At 76.0% G+C, this 17,146-nt stretch carries 12 protein-coding genes; 8 read left to right on the plus strand and 4 right to left on the minus strand.

Translation table 11 applies throughout. The features are described 5' to 3' along the window. Position 1: 1 nt before the first annotated feature. Positions 2-1,315, minus strand: a complete 1,314-nt coding sequence (locus ACZ7KX_RS08585; protein ID WP_470325849.1) for an SWIM zinc finger family protein — start codon at positions 1,313-1,315, stop codon at positions 2-4. Between the two features lie 201 nt (positions 1,316-1,516). On the opposite strand from ACZ7KX_RS08585, the gene ACZ7KX_RS08590 reads away from it, so the two are divergent. The 5 genes from ACZ7KX_RS08590 (at position 1,517) to sucD (ending at position 8,780) form a co-directional block, all read left to right on the plus strand. Further along, a complete protein-coding gene (locus ACZ7KX_RS08590; protein WP_470325850.1) occupies positions 1,517-2,599 on the plus strand; it encodes an ATP-binding protein in 1,083 nt (360 codons plus the stop codon). Between the two features lie 100 nt (positions 2,600-2,699). Continuing rightward, complete coding sequence (locus tag ACZ7KX_RS08595) at positions 2,700-5,123, plus strand: DUF5682 family protein (protein WP_470325851.1); 2,424 nt, start codon at positions 2,700-2,702, stop codon at positions 5,121-5,123. 105 nt (positions 5,124-5,228) lie between these two features. After that, positions 5,229-6,395 carry a VWA domain-containing protein gene (locus ACZ7KX_RS08600; protein WP_470325852.1) on the plus strand — a complete coding sequence of 389 codons (1,167 nt, stop codon included), beginning with the start codon at positions 5,229-5,231 and terminating at the stop codon, positions 6,393-6,395. Between the two features lie 303 nt (positions 6,396-6,698). Next, positions 6,699-7,871 (plus strand): ADP-forming succinate--CoA ligase subunit beta, encoded by a 1,173-nt coding sequence (sucC, locus tag ACZ7KX_RS08605; RefSeq protein WP_470325853.1) that lies wholly within the window; start codon positions 6,699-6,701, stop codon positions 7,869-7,871. An 18-nt stretch (positions 7,872-7,889) separates the two neighbouring features. After that, entirely contained in the window at positions 7,890-8,780 is an 891-nt protein-coding gene (gene sucD / locus ACZ7KX_RS08610) for a succinate--CoA ligase subunit alpha (RefSeq protein ID WP_350519965.1), read from the plus strand. Between the two features lie 90 nt (positions 8,781-8,870). Here sucD and ACZ7KX_RS08615 read toward each other — a convergent pair whose 3' ends face one another. Next, the gene (locus ACZ7KX_RS08615; protein WP_470325854.1) at positions 8,871-11,381 is read right to left on the minus strand and encodes a LuxR C-terminal-related transcriptional regulator; all 2,511 of its coding nucleotides are present in this window, start codon (positions 11,379-11,381) and stop codon (positions 8,871-8,873) included. Between the two features lie 132 nt (positions 11,382-11,513). Here ACZ7KX_RS08615 and ACZ7KX_RS08620 point away from each other — a divergent pair, with 132 nt between their 5' ends. Next, positions 11,514-12,920, plus strand: coding sequence for a cell division protein PerM (locus ACZ7KX_RS08620; protein ID WP_470325855.1), 1,407 nt, complete (start codon positions 11,514-11,516; stop codon positions 12,918-12,920). A 29-nt stretch (positions 12,921-12,949) separates the two neighbouring features. Here ACZ7KX_RS08620 and ACZ7KX_RS08625 read toward each other — a convergent pair whose 3' ends face one another. Beyond that, the gene (locus ACZ7KX_RS08625; RefSeq protein ID WP_470325856.1) at positions 12,950-13,603 is read right to left on the minus strand and encodes a hypothetical protein; all 654 of its coding nucleotides are present in this window, start codon (positions 13,601-13,603) and stop codon (positions 12,950-12,952) included. 439 nt (positions 13,604-14,042) lie between these two features. On the opposite strand from ACZ7KX_RS08625, the gene purN reads away from it, so the two are divergent. Both purN and purH read left to right on the plus strand, forming a co-directional pair. Beyond that, positions 14,043-14,702, plus strand: coding sequence for a phosphoribosylglycinamide formyltransferase (gene purN / locus ACZ7KX_RS08630; RefSeq protein ID WP_470325857.1), 660 nt, complete (start codon positions 14,043-14,045; stop codon positions 14,700-14,702). Further along, positions 14,699-16,276, plus strand: a complete 1,578-nt coding sequence (purH, locus tag ACZ7KX_RS08635) for a bifunctional phosphoribosylaminoimidazolecarboxamide formyltransferase/IMP cyclohydrolase (RefSeq protein ID WP_470325858.1) — start codon at positions 14,699-14,701, stop codon at positions 16,274-16,276. Before purN ends, purH begins: the two co-directional genes overlap by 4 nt. An 88-nt stretch (positions 16,277-16,364) precedes the next feature. Here purH and ACZ7KX_RS08640 read toward each other — a convergent pair whose 3' ends face one another. After that, positions 16,365-16,979, minus strand: coding sequence for a hypothetical protein (locus ACZ7KX_RS08640; protein ID WP_350519971.1), 615 nt, complete (start codon positions 16,977-16,979; stop codon positions 16,365-16,367). Between the last annotated feature and the right edge of the window lie 167 nt (positions 16,980-17,146).

A 17,146-nucleotide genomic window follows, 5' to 3' on the forward strand; every position in this document is an offset into this window, starting at 1 on the left:
CCTAGGGGTTGGTGAGGCCGACCGGCCGGTGCCCGACGGGCCAGGCGGTGACCGGTGCGAAGCCCTGGTGGCCGTACTCGCCGAAGACCGTCAGCGGGCGGCCGGTGGAGACCGCGGCCAGCCGCCACAGCGCCGCCTCCGGGACGGCCGGGGCGTGGACGCGCACGGTGTGCCGGCCGTCCGTCAGGTACCAGCCGTCCGGGGCACGGACCGGGACGACGTCGCCGAGGACGGTCGGCCAGGCCTCCAGCCACGGGTCGTCGGCGACGGCGGTGCCGTAGCCGGCCGCCGCCTCGGCGACGGTGAGCCCGGCGGGCGGGTCGGCCGGGCCCGCCTCGGGCGCGCCGTAGCGGGTGCCGAGGGCGGCGCGCAGCGGACGGGCGCCGGGGTGGTAGGCGAGGTCGGCCTCCAGCAGGTGGCCGGTGGGCAGGGCGAGGTCGGGGGCCTGGCCGGGGCGGCCGAAGGCCAGCAGCAGGGCCGGACGGCCGGTCTTGGCGCCGCGCAGCCAGACCCGGCGGGTGGTCAGCCGGTCGTCGGAGCCCCCCTCCATCGGCACCGTGCGGCTGCCGAGCACCAGCCAGCGGTCGCGGACGGTGGGGCCGGCCAGCACCTCGGCGGCGTCCAGGGTGTAGCCGACCCGGGCGCGGACGGTCGCCGCCAGCTCGGCGGGCAGTTCGTCGACCCGGGTGGCGGCGGTGGCGAGCAGGTGGAGCATCGCGTACTCCTCCAGCAGCCGTTCCTGCGGCACGGTGTCGAGCTCGCGGACCCGCGCGGCCAGGCCGGGGGCCTGCGCGTCGACCATCCGGGCGGCGACCTCCTCCCACGGGCCGGCGGTGGACCGGTCGGCCAGGCCGTGCCGGATCCGGTCGGCCAGGCGCAGCCGCAGCTCGGCCGCGCCGGCCGCGACCCGGGCGCCGCGCTTCTCGGCCCGGCGGCGGGCGGCCTCCGGGTCGACCGGGGCCGTCGCACGCTTCTCGGCGCGCTCCCGGCGGGACGTGAGCCAGTCCGCCGCCCAGTCGGCGGGTTCGGCGGCCGGGACGGCCCCGGGGGAGCCGCTCCACAGCAGGAGGAGCCCGAGCGCGTGCTTGCACGGGAACTTCCGGCTGGGGCAACTGCACTGGTAGGCGGGCGTGGCGAGTTCGATCACGGTGCGGTACGGCGTGCGGCCGCTGCCCCTGCACTCGCCCCAGAGCGCGGTGCCGTCGCTGCCGGCACCGGACCACGACACGGGCGAGGAGAGCTTGCCCGCCGCCTTCTGCGACGCGGCGTCAGGCGCCAGGGACAGGACGTGTTCGGTGCTCCAGCGTTCCTCCATGCGACCGACCGTAGGCGGCGGCACTGACAGTGGCTGACTGTCCGTCCGCGGGCCTCCTCCCGGGCCTCCCGCGGGCCGCCGGGCGTTGTCAGTGGGTCGGTGCAGGGTGGTTCCCACAGGCCGGGACGCCGACCTGGCTCCCCCCGATCATCCCGCCGCCGTGGCACCCGTGCACCCGGCGGCCGACCCGAAGGAGCCCCCATGACCGACGTTCTGCGGCAGCACGCCGAGGACGCCTTCGCCGGCGAACTGGCCGCCCTGGCCGCGCAGGACGACCGTCCGCGCCCCGAGCGCTGGAAGCTGTCGCCATGGGCCGTGGCGACGTACCTGCTCGGCGGCGAACTGCCGGACGGCACCCGGATCACCCCCAAGTACATCGGCCCGCGCCGCGTCGTGGAGGTCGCCGTGACGACCCTGGCGACGGACCGCGCGCTGCTGCTGCTCGGCGTGCCCGGCACCGCGAAGACCTGGGTGTCCGAGCACCTGGCCGCCGCGATCAGCGGCGACTCCACGATGCTGGTGCAGGGCACCGCGGGCACCCCCGAGGAGGCCGTCCGGTACGGCTGGAACTACGCCCAGCTGCTCACCCGCGGCCCAGGCCCGGACGCCCTGGTGCCCTCGCCGCTGATGCGGGCGATGGCCGGCGGCAGGATCGCCCGGGTCGAGGAGCTGACCCGCATTCCGGCCGACGTCCAGGACGCCCTGATCACCATCCTGTCCGAGAAGACGCTCCCGGTGCCGGAGTTGGGGACCGAGACGCAGGCGGTGCGCGGCTTCAACGTGATCGCCACCGCGAACGACCGCGACCGCGGGGTCAACGAGCTCTCCAGCGCGCTGCGCCGCCGCTTCAACACCGTGGTGCTGCCGCTGCCGGGCTCGCTGGAGGAGGAGGTCGACATCGTCACCCGCCGGGTCCACCAGCTCGGCCGCTCCCTGGAGCTGCCCGAACTGCCCGGCGGCGCCGAGGAGATCAGGCGCGTGGTGACCGTCTTCCGGGAGCTGCGGGCCGGCATCACGGTGGACGGCCGGACGAAGGTCAAGACCCCGAGCGGCACGCTCTCCACCGCCGAGGCGATCTCGGTGGTCACCAACGGCGTGGCCCTGGCCACCCACTTCGGCGACGGCGTGCTGCGCGCCGGGGACGTGGCGGCCGGCGTCCTCGGCGCCGTCGTCCGCGACCCGGTGGCGGACCAGGCGGTCTGGCGCGAGTACGTCGAAGGGGTGGTGCGCGAGCGCGACGGCTGGAAGGACTTCTACCGGGCCGCCCGCGAGGTGACGGCGTGATCGGGCGACGGGAGTGCTCCCGGCCCGGGGCCGGGGGAGAGCGGACCGTCGGGCGGTGCCGGCTGCGCGGAGCGCCCGCCGGGGGCAGCGGGGTGGCGGCATGAGCGCCGCCGAGGTGGCCCTGCTCGGCGTCCGCCACCACGGCCCCGGCTCCGCCCGGGCGGTGGCCGCCGCGCTGACGCAGTGGCAGCCGGACGCGGTGCTGATCGAGGGCCCGCCGGAGGCCGACGGCATCGTCCACCTGGCCGCCGAGAAGGACCTGGTGCCGCCGGTCGCTCTGCTCGCGCACGCGGTGGACGACCCGGCGAAGGCCGCCTTCTGGCCGTACGCCGAGTTCTCCCCGGAATGGGTGGCGATCCGGCACGCCGTCGAGCACGACCTGCCGGTGCACTTCATCGACCTGCCCGCCGGGTACGGCTTCGCGGCCGCTCCCGAGGACGCGGCCGAATGCGGCGACGGGCCCGATCCCGGGGGCGCGTCCGGTACCGACGACGCCGACGGGCTGCCCGCCGACCCGGTGGCGCTGCTCGCCGAGGCGGCCGGGCACGACGACCCGGAGCGCTGGTGGGAGGACGTGGTCGAGCACCGCACACCCGGCGCCGACGCGCTGGCCCCGTTCGCCGCCGTCGCCGAGGCGATGGGCGCGCTGCGCGCCGAAGGGCTCTTCGAGTCCCGCCGGGACCTGCTGCGCGAGGCGTACATGCGCGGACGGATCCGCGCCGCCCGCCGCGCCGGGCACCGGCGGATCGCGGTGGTGTGCGGGGCCTTCCACGTGCCCGCGCTGGCGGCCATGCCCACCGTCGCGCACGACCGGGCACTGCTCGCCGGGCTGCCGAAGAAGGTGCGCACCGACATCACCTGGGTGCCGTGGACGCACCGCAGGCTCTCCCAGTCCACCGGGTACGGCGCGGGCGTGCAGTCGCCCGGCTGGTACCACCACCTGTTCACCACCGACGGCGACCCGGTGCCGCGCTGGCTCACCCGGGCCGCCGACCTGCTGCGCGCCGAGGACCACCCGGTCTCCTCCGCCCACGTCATCGAGGCGGTCCGGCTCGCCGAGACCCTGGCCGTGCTGCGCGGCCGCCCGCTCGCCGGGCTGACCGAGACCCTGGACGCCGTCCGCGCGGTGCTCTGCGAGGGCTCGGACGTCGCCCTGGAGCTGGTCCGGGACCGCCTGGTGGTCGGCGACGCGCTCGGCGAGGTGCCGGACGCCGCACCGGCGGTGCCGCTGCAGCGCGACCTGGCCCGGCTGCAGCGCTCGCTGCGGCTCAAGCCCGAGGCCGCACCGAAGGACGTCGACCTAGACCTGCGCAAGGAGACCGACGCGGCCCGCTCCCGGCTGCTGCACCGGCTGCGGCTGCTGGGCGTGGACTGGGGCGTGCCGGCCCGTTCCCCGGTCAACTCGACCGGGACGTTCCGGGAGAGCTGGCGGCTGTGCTGGCAGCCGGAGTTCGCGGTCCGGATCGCCGAGGCCGCCCAGTGGGGCACCACGGTCGAGGGCGCGGCGACCGGCAGGGCGGTCGGCACCGCCCGCGCCGCCGTCGAACTCGCCGAGCTGACCGGCCTGGTGGAGACCTGCCTGCTGGCCGGGCTGTCCGACGCGCTGCCCGCCGTGATGCGGGCGCTCGCCGACTGCGCGGCCCTGGACACCGACGTCGCGCACCTGGCGGGCGCGCTGCCCGCACTGGTCCGCGCGCTGCGCTACGGCGACGTGCGCGGCACCGACCACGGCGCGCTCGCCGGGGCGGCGGCCGGCCTGGCCGAGCGGGTCTGCGTCGGCCTGCCGCCCGCGTGCGTCGGGCTGGACGCCGAGAACGCGGCGGCGATGCGCGGCCGCCTCGACGAGGTGCACGGCGCGATCGGCCTGTTGACCTCCGCCGGGCCCCGGGGCGGCTCCGCCGTACCGGAGCCGACCGCGGCCGACGTCCCTGCCGGTCCCGGCGCTCCCGACGGGCCCGGCCGGGCGGCGGACCCCGACGGTCCGGTCGGCCTGGCCGACCGCTGGGCCGCCGCCCTGCGCTCGCTGGCAGCCCGCGAGCCGTCCGGCGGCCCGGCGACCGGCGCCCCCGGCCTGCTCCGCGGCCGGGCCGTCCGGCTGCTGCTGGACGACGGCCGGCTCGACTCCGAGGAGGCCGGCCGCCGCCTGCGGCTGGTCCTGTCCGTCGCCAACGCCCCGGTGGACGCGGCCGGCTGGGTCGAGGGCTTCCTGGCCGGCGGCGGCGCCCTGCTGCTGCACGACCCCCGGCTGCTCGCCCTGCTGGACGAGTGGCTGACCGGGGTGAGCGGTGAGGCCTTCACCGACGTCCTGCCGCTGCTGCGCCGTACCTTCGCCGGGCTGGAGGCGGGCGTGCGGACGACCATCGGCGGCCGGGTCGCGGCCGGCCCGCTCGGCGAACCACCGGCGGACCCTGCCCCGGCGGGCGAGCTGGACCGGGCCCGCGCCGACGCCGCCGTCCCGGTGGTGGCGCTGCTGCTCGGCGTCCGCCCGAGGATCCCCCGGCAGGCCACCGGCCGTGACACCTGACCCGCCCGGCACCCGGCCCGCCCGGCACCCCTCACGCCCGGCGCGCCCGGCACCCGCATCACCGGCACCCGCACCACCCGACATCCGCTGAAGGAGGAGGACGAGATGGCAACGCCCACGACCGACGAACGGCTGCGCCGCTGGCGGCTGGTGCTCGGCGGCGAGGCCGACGGCACGGGCTGCACCCTGCGCGGCCGGGACGCCGCGGTGGACGGCGCCCTCGCCGCGCTCTACCGCGGCGCGCCCGAGGACGGCGGCCGGGCGGGCCGCGGCGGCCGCCGCAGCGCCGGACTGGGCGGCTCGGCCCCGCAGGTGGCCCGCTGGCTGGGCGACATCCGCACGTACTTCCCGTCCACCGTCGTCCAGCTGATGCAGCAGGACGCGATCACCCGGCTCGGCCTGGACCGGCTGCTGCTGGAGCCGGAGATGCTGGAGGCCGTCGAACCGGACGTCCACCTGGTCGGCACCCTGCTCTCGCTGAAGCACGCGCTGCCCGAGACCACCCGGGAGTCCGCCCGGGCCGTGGTCGGCAAGGTGGTCGCCGACCTGGAGCGCCGGCTCGCCGACCGCACCCGGGCCGTCGTGGGCGGCGCCCTGGACCGCAGCGCCAGGGTCGACCGCCCCCGGCACCGTGACATCGACTGGGACCGGACGATCCGGGCCAACCTGAAGAACTACCTGCCCGAGCACGGCACCGTCGTCCCCGAGCGGCTGGTGGGCTACGCCCGCGCCCAGCGCGCGGTGAAGAAGGACGTCATCCTCTGCATCGACCAGTCGGGCTCGATGGCGTCCTCGGTCGTGCACTCGGCGGTCTTCGGCGCGGTGCTCGCCTCGATGCGCACCCTCGACACCCGGCTGGTCGTCTTCGACACCTCGGTGGTCGACCTCACCGAGCAGCTCAGCGACCCGGTGGACGTCCTGTTCGCGACGCGGCTCGGCGGCGGCACCGACATCAACCGCGCGCTCGCCTACTGCCAGTCGAGGATCACCCGCCCCTCCGAGACCGTCGTCGTGCTGATCAGCGACCTCTACGAGGGCGGCATCCGGGACGGCATGCTCAAGCGGGTCGCCGCGATGAAGGCGGCCGGCGTCCAGTTCATCGCCCTGCTCGCGCTCTCCGACGAAGGTGCGCCCGCCTACGACCACGCGCACGCCGCCGCTCTGGCCGCCCTCGGCGCGCCGGCCTTCGCCTGCACCCCGGACGCCTTCCCCTCGATCATGGCCGCGGCCATCGAGAAGCGCCCCGTCCCGGTGCCTGACCAGGGGGTGTGACGGATTCACCCGGACGCGGGAATCCACCCGATCGGTGGACGGGACGTTCACCGGGACGCTCTAGGGTGTCTGTGACGGTTCTCACCCAAGACGGGCAGGCCCCCGGGCGGAACAGTCCCGTCCCGCGGGGATAACCTGCCAGACGGACGTGACGCGCGTGTTGATTGACGTGTGCGCCCGTGGCTGTGTGGGCCGCAAGGCCGTACCTCTGCGTACCCGCACCGCCCCGACGACCCGCAGCGAAGATCCTGCCGTGGCACGCTCGTAGAGACACAATCCGCGACCACGAACAAGGACAAACACGTGGACCTGTTCGAGTACCAGGCGAGGGACCTCTTCGCCAAGCACGGCGTGCCCGTGCTTGACGGCGATGTCATCGAGACCGCCGCAGACGCTGCCGCCATCGCGGAGCGCTTCGGCGGCCGCGCCGTCGTCAAGGCTCAGGTGAAGGTGGGTGGCCGAGGCAAGGCCGGTGGCGTCAAGCTCGCCGCCGACCCGGCGGACGCCGTCGCCAAGGCCGAGCAGATCCTCGGCATGGACATCAAGGGCCACACCGTTCACAAGGTGATGCTGGCCCAGACCGCGGACATCAAGGACGAGTACTACGTCTCGTTCCTGCTGGACCGCACCAACCGCACCTTCCTGGCCATGGCCAGCGTCGAGGGCGGCGTGGAGATCGAGGTCGTCGCCGAGCAGAACCCCGAGGCGCTCGCCAAGATCCCGGTCGACGCCAACGAGGGCTGCACCCCGGAGAAGGCCGCCGAGATCGTCGCCGCGGCGAAGTTCCCGGCCGAGGTCGCCGACCAGGTCGCCGAGGTCCTGCAGAAGCTGTGGACGGTCTTCATCAAGGAGGACGCCCTCCTCGTCGAGGTCAACCCGCTGATCAAGTCCGGTGACGGCAAGATCATCGCGCTCGACGGCAAGGTCTCCCTGGACGAGAACGCCGAGTTCCGCCAGCCCGAGCACGAGGCCCTGGAGGACAAGGCCGCGGCCAACCCGCTGGAGGCCGCCGCCAAGGCCAAGGGCCTGAACTACGTCAAGCTCGACGGCCAGGTCGGCATCATCGGCAACGGCGCGGGCCTCGTCATGAGCACCCTCGACGTGGTCGCCTACGCCGGTGAGAAGCACGGCGGCGTCAAGCCCGCCAACTTCCTCGACATCGGTGGCGGCGCGTCCGCCGAGGTCATGGCGAACGGCCTGGAGATCATCCTGGGCGACCCCGACGTCAAGTCGGTCTTCGTCAACGTCTTCGGCGGCATCACCGCGTGCGACGCGGTCGCCAACGGCATCGTCCAGGCCCTCGCGCTCCTGGAGAGCAAGGGCGAGAACGTCACCAAGCCGCTGGTCGTCCGCCTGGACGGCAACAACGCGGAGCTGGGTCGCAAGATCCTCGACGACGCCAACCACCCGCTGGTCCAGCGCGTGGACACCATGGACGGCGCCGCTGACCGCGCCGCCGAGCTGGCCAACAAGTAAGGAAGGGGACTTAACACCATGGCTATCTTCCTTACCAAGGACAGCAAGGTCATCGTCCAGGGCATGACCGGCGCCGAGGGCATGAAGCACACCCGTCGCATGCTCGCCTCCGGCACCCAGATCGTCGGCGGTGTCAACCCGCGCAAGGCCGGCACCACGGTCGACGTCGACGGCACCGAGATCCCGGTCTTCGGCTCCGTCGCCGAGGCGATGGAGAAGACCGGCGCCGACGTCTCGGTCCTCTTCGTGCCGCCGGCCTTCACCAAGGCCGCCGTCGTCGAGGCCATCGACGCCGAGATCGGCCTGGCCGTCGTCATCACCGAGGGCGTTCCGGTGCACGACACCGCCGCCTTCTGGGCGCACGCCGGTGCCAAGGGCAACAAGACCCGCATCATCGGCCCGAACTGCCCCGGTCTGATCAGCCCCGGACAGTCGAACGCCGGCATCATCCCGGCCGACATCACCACCTCCGGCAAGATCGGCCTGGTCTCGAAGTCCGGCACCCTGACGTACCAGCTCATGTACGAGCTGCGCGACATCGGCTTCACCTCGGCCGTCGGCATCGGTGGCGACCCGGTCATCGGCACCACCCACATCGACGCTCTCAAGGCCTTCCAGGAGGACCCGGAGACCGAGATCATCGTCATGATCGGTGAGATTGGTGGCGACGCCGAGGAGCGTGCCGCGGACTTCATCAAGGCGAACGTGACCAAGCCGGTCGTCGGCTACGTCGCGGGCTTCACCGCCCCCGAGGGCAAGACCATGGGCCACGCCGGCGCCATCGTCTCCGGCTCCTCGGGCACCGCCCAGGCGAAGAAGGAGGCCCTGGAGGCCGCCGGTGTCAAGGTCGGCAAGACGCCGTCCGAGACCGCCCGCCTGGCCCGCGAGATCATCGCCGCCCAGGCCTGATCCCCGCGCCGAAGCGCGGCGAGCGCCCCTGCCCTCCCCGGGCGGGGGCGCTCGCCGTTCTCGGCGGCCCGTCTCTCGGGGGCCTGTCCCTCAGTGACCCGTCGGTCCCGTCGTGCAGGGCAGCGGCGACCACATCCGGCAGGCCGCCGGACCCCGCGGCGGCGGGGCGTCCGCTCCCCGGGCCGCCGCCGGGAGCTCCCAGCGCGCGACCGCCTGGGTGTGCGGCTCCACCAGCACCGCCTCCAGCCCCGGCGCCGGGCTGCACCACAGGCTGCTGATCCCGTTCGGCGCCCCGCCCGGCAGCACCGGCACGCCCGGCTCCTGCGCCTCGCCGACCGGCAGGCACAGCGAGGGCGTCGGCGGATCCGACGGCCGGAACAGCTCCGCAGGCCGCACCCCCGCCAGGGTCGCCAGCGTCGCCCCGCCCACCGCCACCGTCAGCAGCGCCGCCGCGCCCGTCCGGCTCGCCGTCCACAACCGGTGCCGGGCCCGCAGCACCGGGATCGGCGAGCGGTGCGGCTGAGGGCAACCCCGGACCGCCGCCCGGTGCAGCAGCCGGCTCAGCCCGTCCGCGAACCCCGGCGCCGCCGGATCCGGGCCCACCAGGTCCGGCACCCACAGCGCCAGCGCCGTCCGGGCCGTCCACACCCGCCCCTCGGCGGCCGCCTGCGTCGACTCCACCTCCACGGCGATGGCCGCCGCCGTCAGCCCCAGGCCGTCGTGCAGCACCAGCGCCCGGCGCTGCGGCCGCGACAGGCGCTTGAGGGCCTTCAGCAACGCGCGGTCCCGGTCGGTCAGCCGGTCGTGGTCCGGCAGGACCGCCTGCGACTCGTCCGCCGGCCGCACCTTGATCCGCCGGTGCGGAAGGCTCCACGCGTGCGCCCGCCGCGGCCCGCCCCGGTGCCACGGCGACAGCGCCAGCTCGAACGCCCGCAGCCGCACCCACCCCTCCGGATCACCCGATCCGGCCACCGCGGGCCACCTGCGCCGCGCCTCCCCGAACGCCCGCCGCACACAGTGCACCGCGCGGTGGCGGCAGGCGGTCAGCAGGAACGCCTGCTGCACCAGGCGGGTGTGCGCCGATTCGTACAGCTCCTCGAAGGTCGGCGCCGGGAGATCGGCGGGGAGCGGTGCGGCCGACGGGGCGGCGGGCGACGGGTCGCGGTGCCGCTCGGGTGGCCGGGTGCTGCCGTCCGCGACCGGTGCGGTTGCTGCGGCCGGGGCCGTGTGCGCCGGCCCGCCGCGCCCGTCCGTGCCCGCGGGAGGCTGCTCGCCGCTCGCCGCGCCCGCTTCCGGGCCCGCCGGGCGCGCCTGGTCACGCCCGGCCGCGGCGGGCGGGGGCGTGTCCGGACCCGGCTGCGCGCGCCCGCCGCCGGAGGGGCGCTGCGGTTCCTCCGCCGTGGTGGAAGCCCGGACCTCTGCTGCCACGTCGCCGCGCCTCGCCGGGTGCACGGAGCCCGCCCGGTCCGGCCCGTCGGCGGAGGACGCGGGCGGTCGGCCGGTTGCGGCCGTGGCGGCCCGGGGAGTCCCCGTCGGCTCCTCGCGGTCCGGGACGGCGCCCGAGGGGGCGGTGCGGTCGGCGGAGGGGGGTCGCCGGCGCTCCGGAGCGGGAGCTTCGGCCGTGCCGTCGCGCTCCTCCCGGGGCGGCCGGGCCTGCTGCGCGCGGCCGACGTCGGCCGGTCGCGGTCCGTCCTCGTTCGCGGCACCGCTTCTCCCGTGTGCCGCCATCTCGGCCGGTGCGGTCTCCTTCGCGACGACCGGTACCGCAGTCGCGACGACCGGTGCCGTACCGCCCCGTCGTCCTCGCCGTGCGGCGGCCGACGGTGCCGGGCCGCTGACGGCGCTGGTGCGCGGCCCCTCGTCGGCTGCCGGAGCGGTGTCGGGGCGGTTCGGCGGGGTGGCGCGGTCGGGACGGGCGGCCGGACGCCCGCGCGCGGGCGTGTGCGCCGTGTCTCCGCGCTCCTGCCGGGCTCGCTGCGCCGACCGGCCGCGTCGGGCGCCGGTGGCCGGGCCCCGCTCGTCGCCCGCGGGCGCCTCCTCCCGGTCCGGGACCGAAGGGGTCGCGGCCCGGGGGGTCGCGGGCGAGTGCGCCGCCGTCGGCCCGGCCGGCGCCACGCGGGTGTTGCCGCCGCGTCCGGCGCCGCGTCCGCCGTCGCTCCCGGAGACCGGGAGCCCGTCCGGGGCGCCCACGGCGTCGGGGCGCACCGACGCCTGCGCGGCCGTCGGTGCGGCTGCGCCGTAGGCGGTCGGCCGGCCGTTGGAGGAGACGGGGCCGAGGGAGGACGGGGTGAGACCGGCGAAGTTCGCCGGGCCCGGGGGCGGGACGTACGGCAGGGAGCCCGCGGCGAGGGTGACGGCCTCGGCCTCGCTGGAGGCGCCGAGCTTCCGCATGGCGCGCAGGAGGTAGCTGCGGGCGGTGGTGGGGGTGACGCCGAGGGAGGCGGCGGTGCGGGGGAGGTCGTGGCCGGCGGCGAGGTGGGCGAGGGTCTGGGCCTCACGGGGAGTCAGTTTCCGCAGTAGGCGCGCCGGGGCGTGGTCGGCGCGGGCGGAGTCGCGGTGGCGCCCGGGGGTGGGGGAGTCCGCGGTCGGCGGCGTGGTCATCAGACACTCCGGGCCGGGGTGCCGACGGTGCGGGGGCAGGGTCTGAAAATGCGCATAAGCCAATAATCTGGGACACGGCGGCGGTTTGCCGCTTCACGGAGCATGGCGAGTCGCCTTGGCACGATGTGGCGCATGACGCAGCTGATGGGCCGTCCGATCCTGGAGGCGCCGGGAGAATTGGGCGGACGCCCCGCGCTGGCCGACCTGTTGGCGGGGGTGCGGACGGCGCTGGTCGGCTTGGCGGTGGTCGGGGTGCCGGTGTTCGGGCTGTGGGTGGTGACGCCGTACGCGGACGACGGCGCCGCCGCTGCCACCCGGTTGGCGGGGATCCTCTGGCTGCTCGGGCACGGCGCGCCGGTGCTGCGCGGGGAGGCGGGCACCCCACTGACCGTCACTCCGCTGCTGCTGGGCGTCCTGGCCGTGGTCCGGCTCCACCGCGCCGGCGCCGCAGTGGCGGCCCGGCGCGGACTGCGCTCGCGCTGGGGCGGGCCGGTGGCCCTGTGGGCGGGCTACTGCGCGGTGGCGGTCGCGGTCGCGCTGCACGGTGCGGGCGCCGGGCTGTTCCGCAGCAGGGTGGTGCCGGACGTCCTGGTGGTCGCGCTGGTGGCGGCCCTCGCGACGGCTGCCGGGGTCCGCTCGGTCGACGCGGGTGGCGGCCCGTTCGCCGGCTCCCCGCTGGACCGCCTCCCGCGGCCGTGCCGTCCGGCCGGCGGCGCGGCGGTGGTGCGTGCCGCGGCGCTGGCGGCCGGGGCCGGGCTGGTCGCCGCGGGCGGGGTGCTGGTGGCCCTGTCGGCGGTGCTGGACGCGGCGACGGGCGGCGGCCGCGGGATGGCGCTGCTGGGGCGAGGGCCCGTCGCGCTGCTGGGGTTGTCGCTGCTCGCGCTGGTGCTGCTGCCGAACGCGGTGCTGTGGGGCGCGGCGTACGCGCTGGGCCCCGGGTTCGCGGTGGGCGCCGGGACGGTGGTGTCGCCGGACGGTACGGCGCTGGGACCGGTGCCGGAGTTCCCGCTGTTCGCGCTGCTGCCGGCCGACGGCCCGGGCGGCTGGCGGTGGGCGGCGCTGGTGCTGCCGCTGCTGGCCGGGGTGGTGCCGGCGGTGCTGCTCGGCCGGGCGGCGGCGGGCCGGCGGGGCCCGGCCGGGGCGACCGGAGGGGACGAGGAGCGCGCCGGGCCCTGGCCGCCCGCCGCGACGGTGACGGCCGCCCTGGCGGCGGCCCTGGTGGTGGGGGCGGGGGCGGCGCTGCTGGGCTGGCTGTCCGGCGGGGCGCTGGCAGGCGGGCGGATGGCCCGGCTGGGCCCGGTGCCGTGGTCGACGGGCCTGGCGGCGGCGGGCTGGTTCGCGCTGGTGGCCGTCCCGGGCGCCCTGCTCGTCCGGCACCTGGTGCTCGCCCCCGCGGACGGCGGGGGCGCGTACGCGAGGCTCGCACGGCAGGCACACCGGGGCGCACTGCGACTGCGCGCCCGTACGTACGCCCTCGTGCTGCACCTGTCAGGGCCCGCCCGCGAGCCCGCGGAGCCTGAGGCGGACCCGCTCGACTGACGGACCGTCGCGCGGGCGGGCCGCCCGGGCTACTCGGCGTTCCCGGTGAAGTCCACGTACCACTGCGGCGCGTAGCGGTCGCAGTTCTGGGCTCCGACGGAGGTCAGCGAGTCGCGGACGCAGGTGACGTACGCGCGGTAGTGGTAGTTGAGGCCGATCACCGAGGTGGCGACCACGACGGTCATCGCACCGGTCAGGATCCCGGCGAGCGCGGCCGGGACGAGCGGGTTCGGCGCCGGGCCCCCGCGGGCCGGGCCGACCGGGCTCGCGGTGGTGACCGGACCCGCCGGCGCACCGGCCGCGCCCGGGGCGGGCCGCGGGCTCCGCAGGGCGGCGACGCCCCAGACGATGCCGAGCACCCCGACCAGCAGGGCGACCCAGTGGAACCCCGTGAACAGGCAGACCAGCGCGAACGGCCCGGCCAGCGCGGCGTTGCGGGCCCGGCGGTGGGCCGGGTTCGTGGGGTCGAGCCGGGGCGGCTGCGGGGCCGGGGGCCGCCGACCGGGCCCGCCCTCGCCCTGGCCGGAGCCCCACGGCGGCGGGAGCTGCGGGCGCTCGCCACCCTGGCCGCCGGAGCCGTCCCCGCCGGTCCAGGGGCTGCGCGGCTGCCACGGCTGGTCCGGGGCGTCCGCCGGCGGCGGCGCGAAGGGGTTGCGCTCGTCGGTGTCGTCGCCGCTGCTCATGGGTTCAGCCAATCCTTGTCGGTCGGAGCTCGGCCGGAGCTCGGCGGGAGCCGGGCCGGGGCCCGCGGTCGTCGCGGTCCCGCGGTCGGCGCGGTCGGCGCGGTCTCCCGCGCCCCCCAATGATCCCGCAGCCGTTCGCCGACCGACCGGCGGGCCGGTGCCCGGGCCCGGTCGGCCCCCCGCCGGGCCGGGCACAACTCCGGTGCGGCGGGCCCGAGGAGATCCCCGTCTCAACTACGCGCGTAGCGCCGCCGGGAGGGTTCGGAGGCCGTCCGACCAGCCGTTATCGTGGTGACGGTCAGCAGCTCACATCGGTTCCCGGGGCCCGCGTCGCGGCGGGTTTTCCTGGTGTTCCCCCTCGCTCGACCTGCCGTTCGTAGTGGCCCCACCGCCGGTGGACGTACCAGCGCACGGCGCCCGACCTACGGAGAATCGCGCAGTGGCCGCCGCCCCCGCCCAGCACTTCCCGCCCCGTACGCCCGGACCGGCTCGCCTGGTGGTGCTGGTCTCCGGCTCCGGAACCAACCTGCAGGCGCTGCTGGACGCCGTCGCGGACCCGGCCTACGGCGCCGAGGTCCTCGCCGTCGGGGCGGACCGGGACGGGATCGTCGGCCTGGAGCGCGCCGCGAAGGCGGGCCTGCCGACCTTCGTCCACCGGGTGAAGGACTTCCCGGACCGGGCCGCCTGGGACCGCGCGCTGACCGCCTCCGTCGCCGAGTACGAGCCGGACCTGGTGGTCACGGCCGGATTCATGAAGATCCTCGGCCCCGAGTTCATCGCCGCCTTCGCCGGGCGGATCGTCAACACCCATCCCGCACTGCTGCCCGCCTTCCCCGGCGCCCACGGCGTCACCGACGCGCTCGCGTACGGCGTGAAGGTCACCGGCTGCACCGTCCACCTGGTCGACGCCGGCGTGGACACCGGGCCGATCATCGCGCAGGGCGTCGTCGAGGTCGTCGACGCCGACCACGCCGATGGCGGCGACGCGCTGCACGAGCGCATCAAGACTGTCGAGCGCAAGCTGCTCGTCGACGTCGTGGGCCGGCTGGCCCGCGAGGGTCACCGCATCGAGGACCGAAAGGTATGGATCCCGGCATGAGTGCCAGCTCCACCACCACGCCCGTTTCGGAGAACGTCCGTCCGATCCGTCGCGCGCTGATCAGCGTGTACGACAAGACCGGTCTGGAGGAGCTGGCCCAGGGCCTGCACGCCGCCGGGGTCGCCATCGTCTCCACCGGCTCCACCGCCGGCCGGATCGCCGCCGCCGGTGTCCCGGTGACCGAGGTCTCCGAGCTGACCGGCTTCCCGGAGTGCCTGGACGGGCGTGTGAAGACGCTCCACCCCCGCGTGCACGCCGGTGTGCTGGCCGACCTGCGCCTGGAGTCGCACCGCGCGCAGCTGGCCGAGCTGGGCGTCGAGCCGTTCGACCTGGTCGTGGTGAACCTCTACCCGTTCAAGGCCACCGTCGCCTCCGGCGCCACCCCGGACGAGTGCGTCGAGCAGATCGACATCGGCGGCCCGAGCATGGTCCGCGCCGCCGCCAAGAACCACCCCTCGGTGGCCGTCGTGGTCGACCCGGCCCGCTACGAGGACGTGCTGACGGCCGTCCGCGAGGGCGGCTTCGACCTGGCCACCCGCAAGCGCCTGGCCGGTGCCGCGTTCGCCCACACCGCCGCCTACGACGTGGCCGTCGCCTCCTGGTTCGAGGCCGGCTACGCGCCGAGCGACGAGCACTTCCCCGAGTTCCTGGGCTCGACCTGGGAGCGGCAGAACGTGCTGCGCTACGGCGAGAACCCGCACCAGGGTGCCGCGCTGTACAGCGACGGCACCGGCGGCCTGGCCGGCGCGCAGCAGCTGCACGGCAAGGAGATGTCGTACAACAACTTCGTCGACACCGACGCCGCGCGCCGTGCCGCCTACGACCACGCCGAGCCGGCCGTGGCGATCATCAAGCACGCCAACCCGTGCGGCATCGGGACCGGCGCCGACGTCGCCGAGGCGCACCGCAAGGCGCACGAGTGCGACCCGGTCTCCGCGTACGGCGGCGTCATCGCGGTCAACCGCCCGGTCACCGTCGAGCTGGCCGAGCAGATCGCCCCGATCTTCACCGAGGTCGTCGTGGCCCCCGGCTACGAGGACGGCGCCCTGGAGGTGCTGACCCGCAAGAAGAACCTGCGGGTGCTGCTCGCCCCCGAGGCCCCGGCCAACCGCCAGGAGGTCCGCCCGATCTCCGGTGGCGTGCTGCTGCAGGACGCCGACCGGGTGCACGCCGAGGGCGACGACCCGGCGAACTGGACGCTCGCCACCGGTGAGGCGCTGTCGGAGGCCGAGCTGGCCGAGCTGGCCTTCGCCTGGCGGGCCTGCCGGGCCGTCAAGTCCAACGCGATCCTGCTGGCCAAGGACGGCGCCTCGGTCGGCGTCGGCATGGGCCAGGTCAACCGGGTCGACTCCTGCAAGCTCGCGGTCGAGCGGGCCGGCGAGCGGGCCAAGGGCGCGTACGCGGCTTCGGACGCCTTCTTCCCGTTCGCGGACGGCCCGGCGATCCTGATCGCCGCCGGGGTCAGGGCCATCGTCCAGCCCGGTGGTTCGATCCGCGACGAGGAGGTCGTCGCGGCGGCCGCCGAGGCCGGCGTGACCATGTACTTCACCGGTGCGCGGCACTTCTTCCACTGATGACGTGACGGCATGACAGAGCGGCCCGGTCCCCTCGGGGGGCCGGGCCGCTCTGTCATGCGCTTCGGGCGGGGTTCCTACGGGCCGGTCAGTACCGCGGCCGGTTGAACCAGTCGACGCCCTCCCGGGTGCTCATGGCGACGATCCACAGCACGCAGATCCCGATCCACAGCACGCCGACCACCACGCCGAAGCCGCTGCCCGCGGCCTGGGCCTGGGTGCTCCCGGTGATCGCGCTGATCGTCACGAGCGCGCCGAGCAGCAGGGCGACCGAGCCGTACACGATGGTGGTGATCCGGGTGGCCGGGCCGCCCTTGCCGAACTTCACCCCGAGCGTGATCGAGAGCACCGAGGCGAGCAGGTACAGGATCCCGAGGACCAGCAGCACGCCCGCGGCCGCGTTGCCGAAGATCGCGGTGTCGCTGCTGGTGCTGTGCTGGTTGGCGACCGTCTTGGCGCTCGCGGCCACGATCAGCAGCAGACCCGTGAGGAGGACCTGCACGCCGCCCACGACGAACAGCAGGACGCGGGCGGTCATCACCAGGCCCGGCATGGAGCGCGGCGGCGCCACCGGCGCGTAGCCGTAGGCCGGGGGCTGCTGCGGGTAGCCGTACGCGGCCGGCGGGGCCTGCTGCGGGTAGCCGTAGCCCGGGGCGGCCGGCGGCTGGCCGTACGGGTTGTTCGGGTCGGGCGGGTAACTCATCGATGCCTCCGGGCAGTTACGGGGACGCGGGGACGGGACGGCGGAGGCCCCTGGTGCGGTCGCGAGTCGGGTCGGCGACAGCACGGGACGGTATCGGGGCGCGGTGACAGCCCGGCGGCGGTGGCGGGCGGTACGACCGGCTCAGCAGCGTGATGAACGGGCGAGCG

It is taken from the genome of Kitasatospora sp. NPDC038210, assembly GCF_055600605.1.

What these genes read in the sequence shown, in the direction of transcription:
- ACZ7KX_RS08585 (WP_470325849.1), bottom strand. Translation starts at nt 1,315, where the DNA reads ATGGAGGAACGCTGGAGCACCGAACACGTCCTGTCCCTGGCGCCTGAC.
- ACZ7KX_RS08590 (WP_470325850.1), top strand. Translation starts at nt 1,517, where the DNA reads ATGACCGACGTTCTGCGGCAGCACGCCGAGGACGCCTTCGCCGGCGAA.
- ACZ7KX_RS08595 (WP_470325851.1), top strand. Translation starts at nt 2,700, where the DNA reads ATGAGCGCCGCCGAGGTGGCCCTGCTCGGCGTCCGCCACCACGGCCCC.
- ACZ7KX_RS08600 (WP_470325852.1), top strand. Translation starts at nt 5,229, where the DNA reads ATGGCAACGCCCACGACCGACGAACGGCTGCGCCGCTGGCGGCTGGTG.
- sucD (WP_350519965.1), top strand. Translation starts at nt 7,890, where the DNA reads ATGGCTATCTTCCTTACCAAGGACAGCAAGGTCATCGTCCAGGGCATG.
- ACZ7KX_RS08615 (WP_470325854.1), bottom strand. Translation starts at nt 11,381, where the DNA reads ATGACCACGCCGCCGACCGCGGACTCCCCCACCCCCGGGCGCCACCGC.
- ACZ7KX_RS08620 (WP_470325855.1), top strand. Translation starts at nt 11,514, where the DNA reads ATGACGCAGCTGATGGGCCGTCCGATCCTGGAGGCGCCGGGAGAATTG.
- ACZ7KX_RS08625 (WP_470325856.1), bottom strand. Translation starts at nt 13,603, where the DNA reads ATGAGCAGCGGCGACGACACCGACGAGCGCAACCCCTTCGCGCCGCCG.
- purH (WP_470325858.1), top strand. Translation starts at nt 14,699, where the DNA reads ATGAGTGCCAGCTCCACCACCACGCCCGTTTCGGAGAACGTCCGTCCG.
- ACZ7KX_RS08640 (WP_350519971.1), bottom strand. Translation starts at nt 16,979, where the DNA reads ATGAGTTACCCGCCCGACCCGAACAACCCGTACGGCCAGCCGCCGGCC.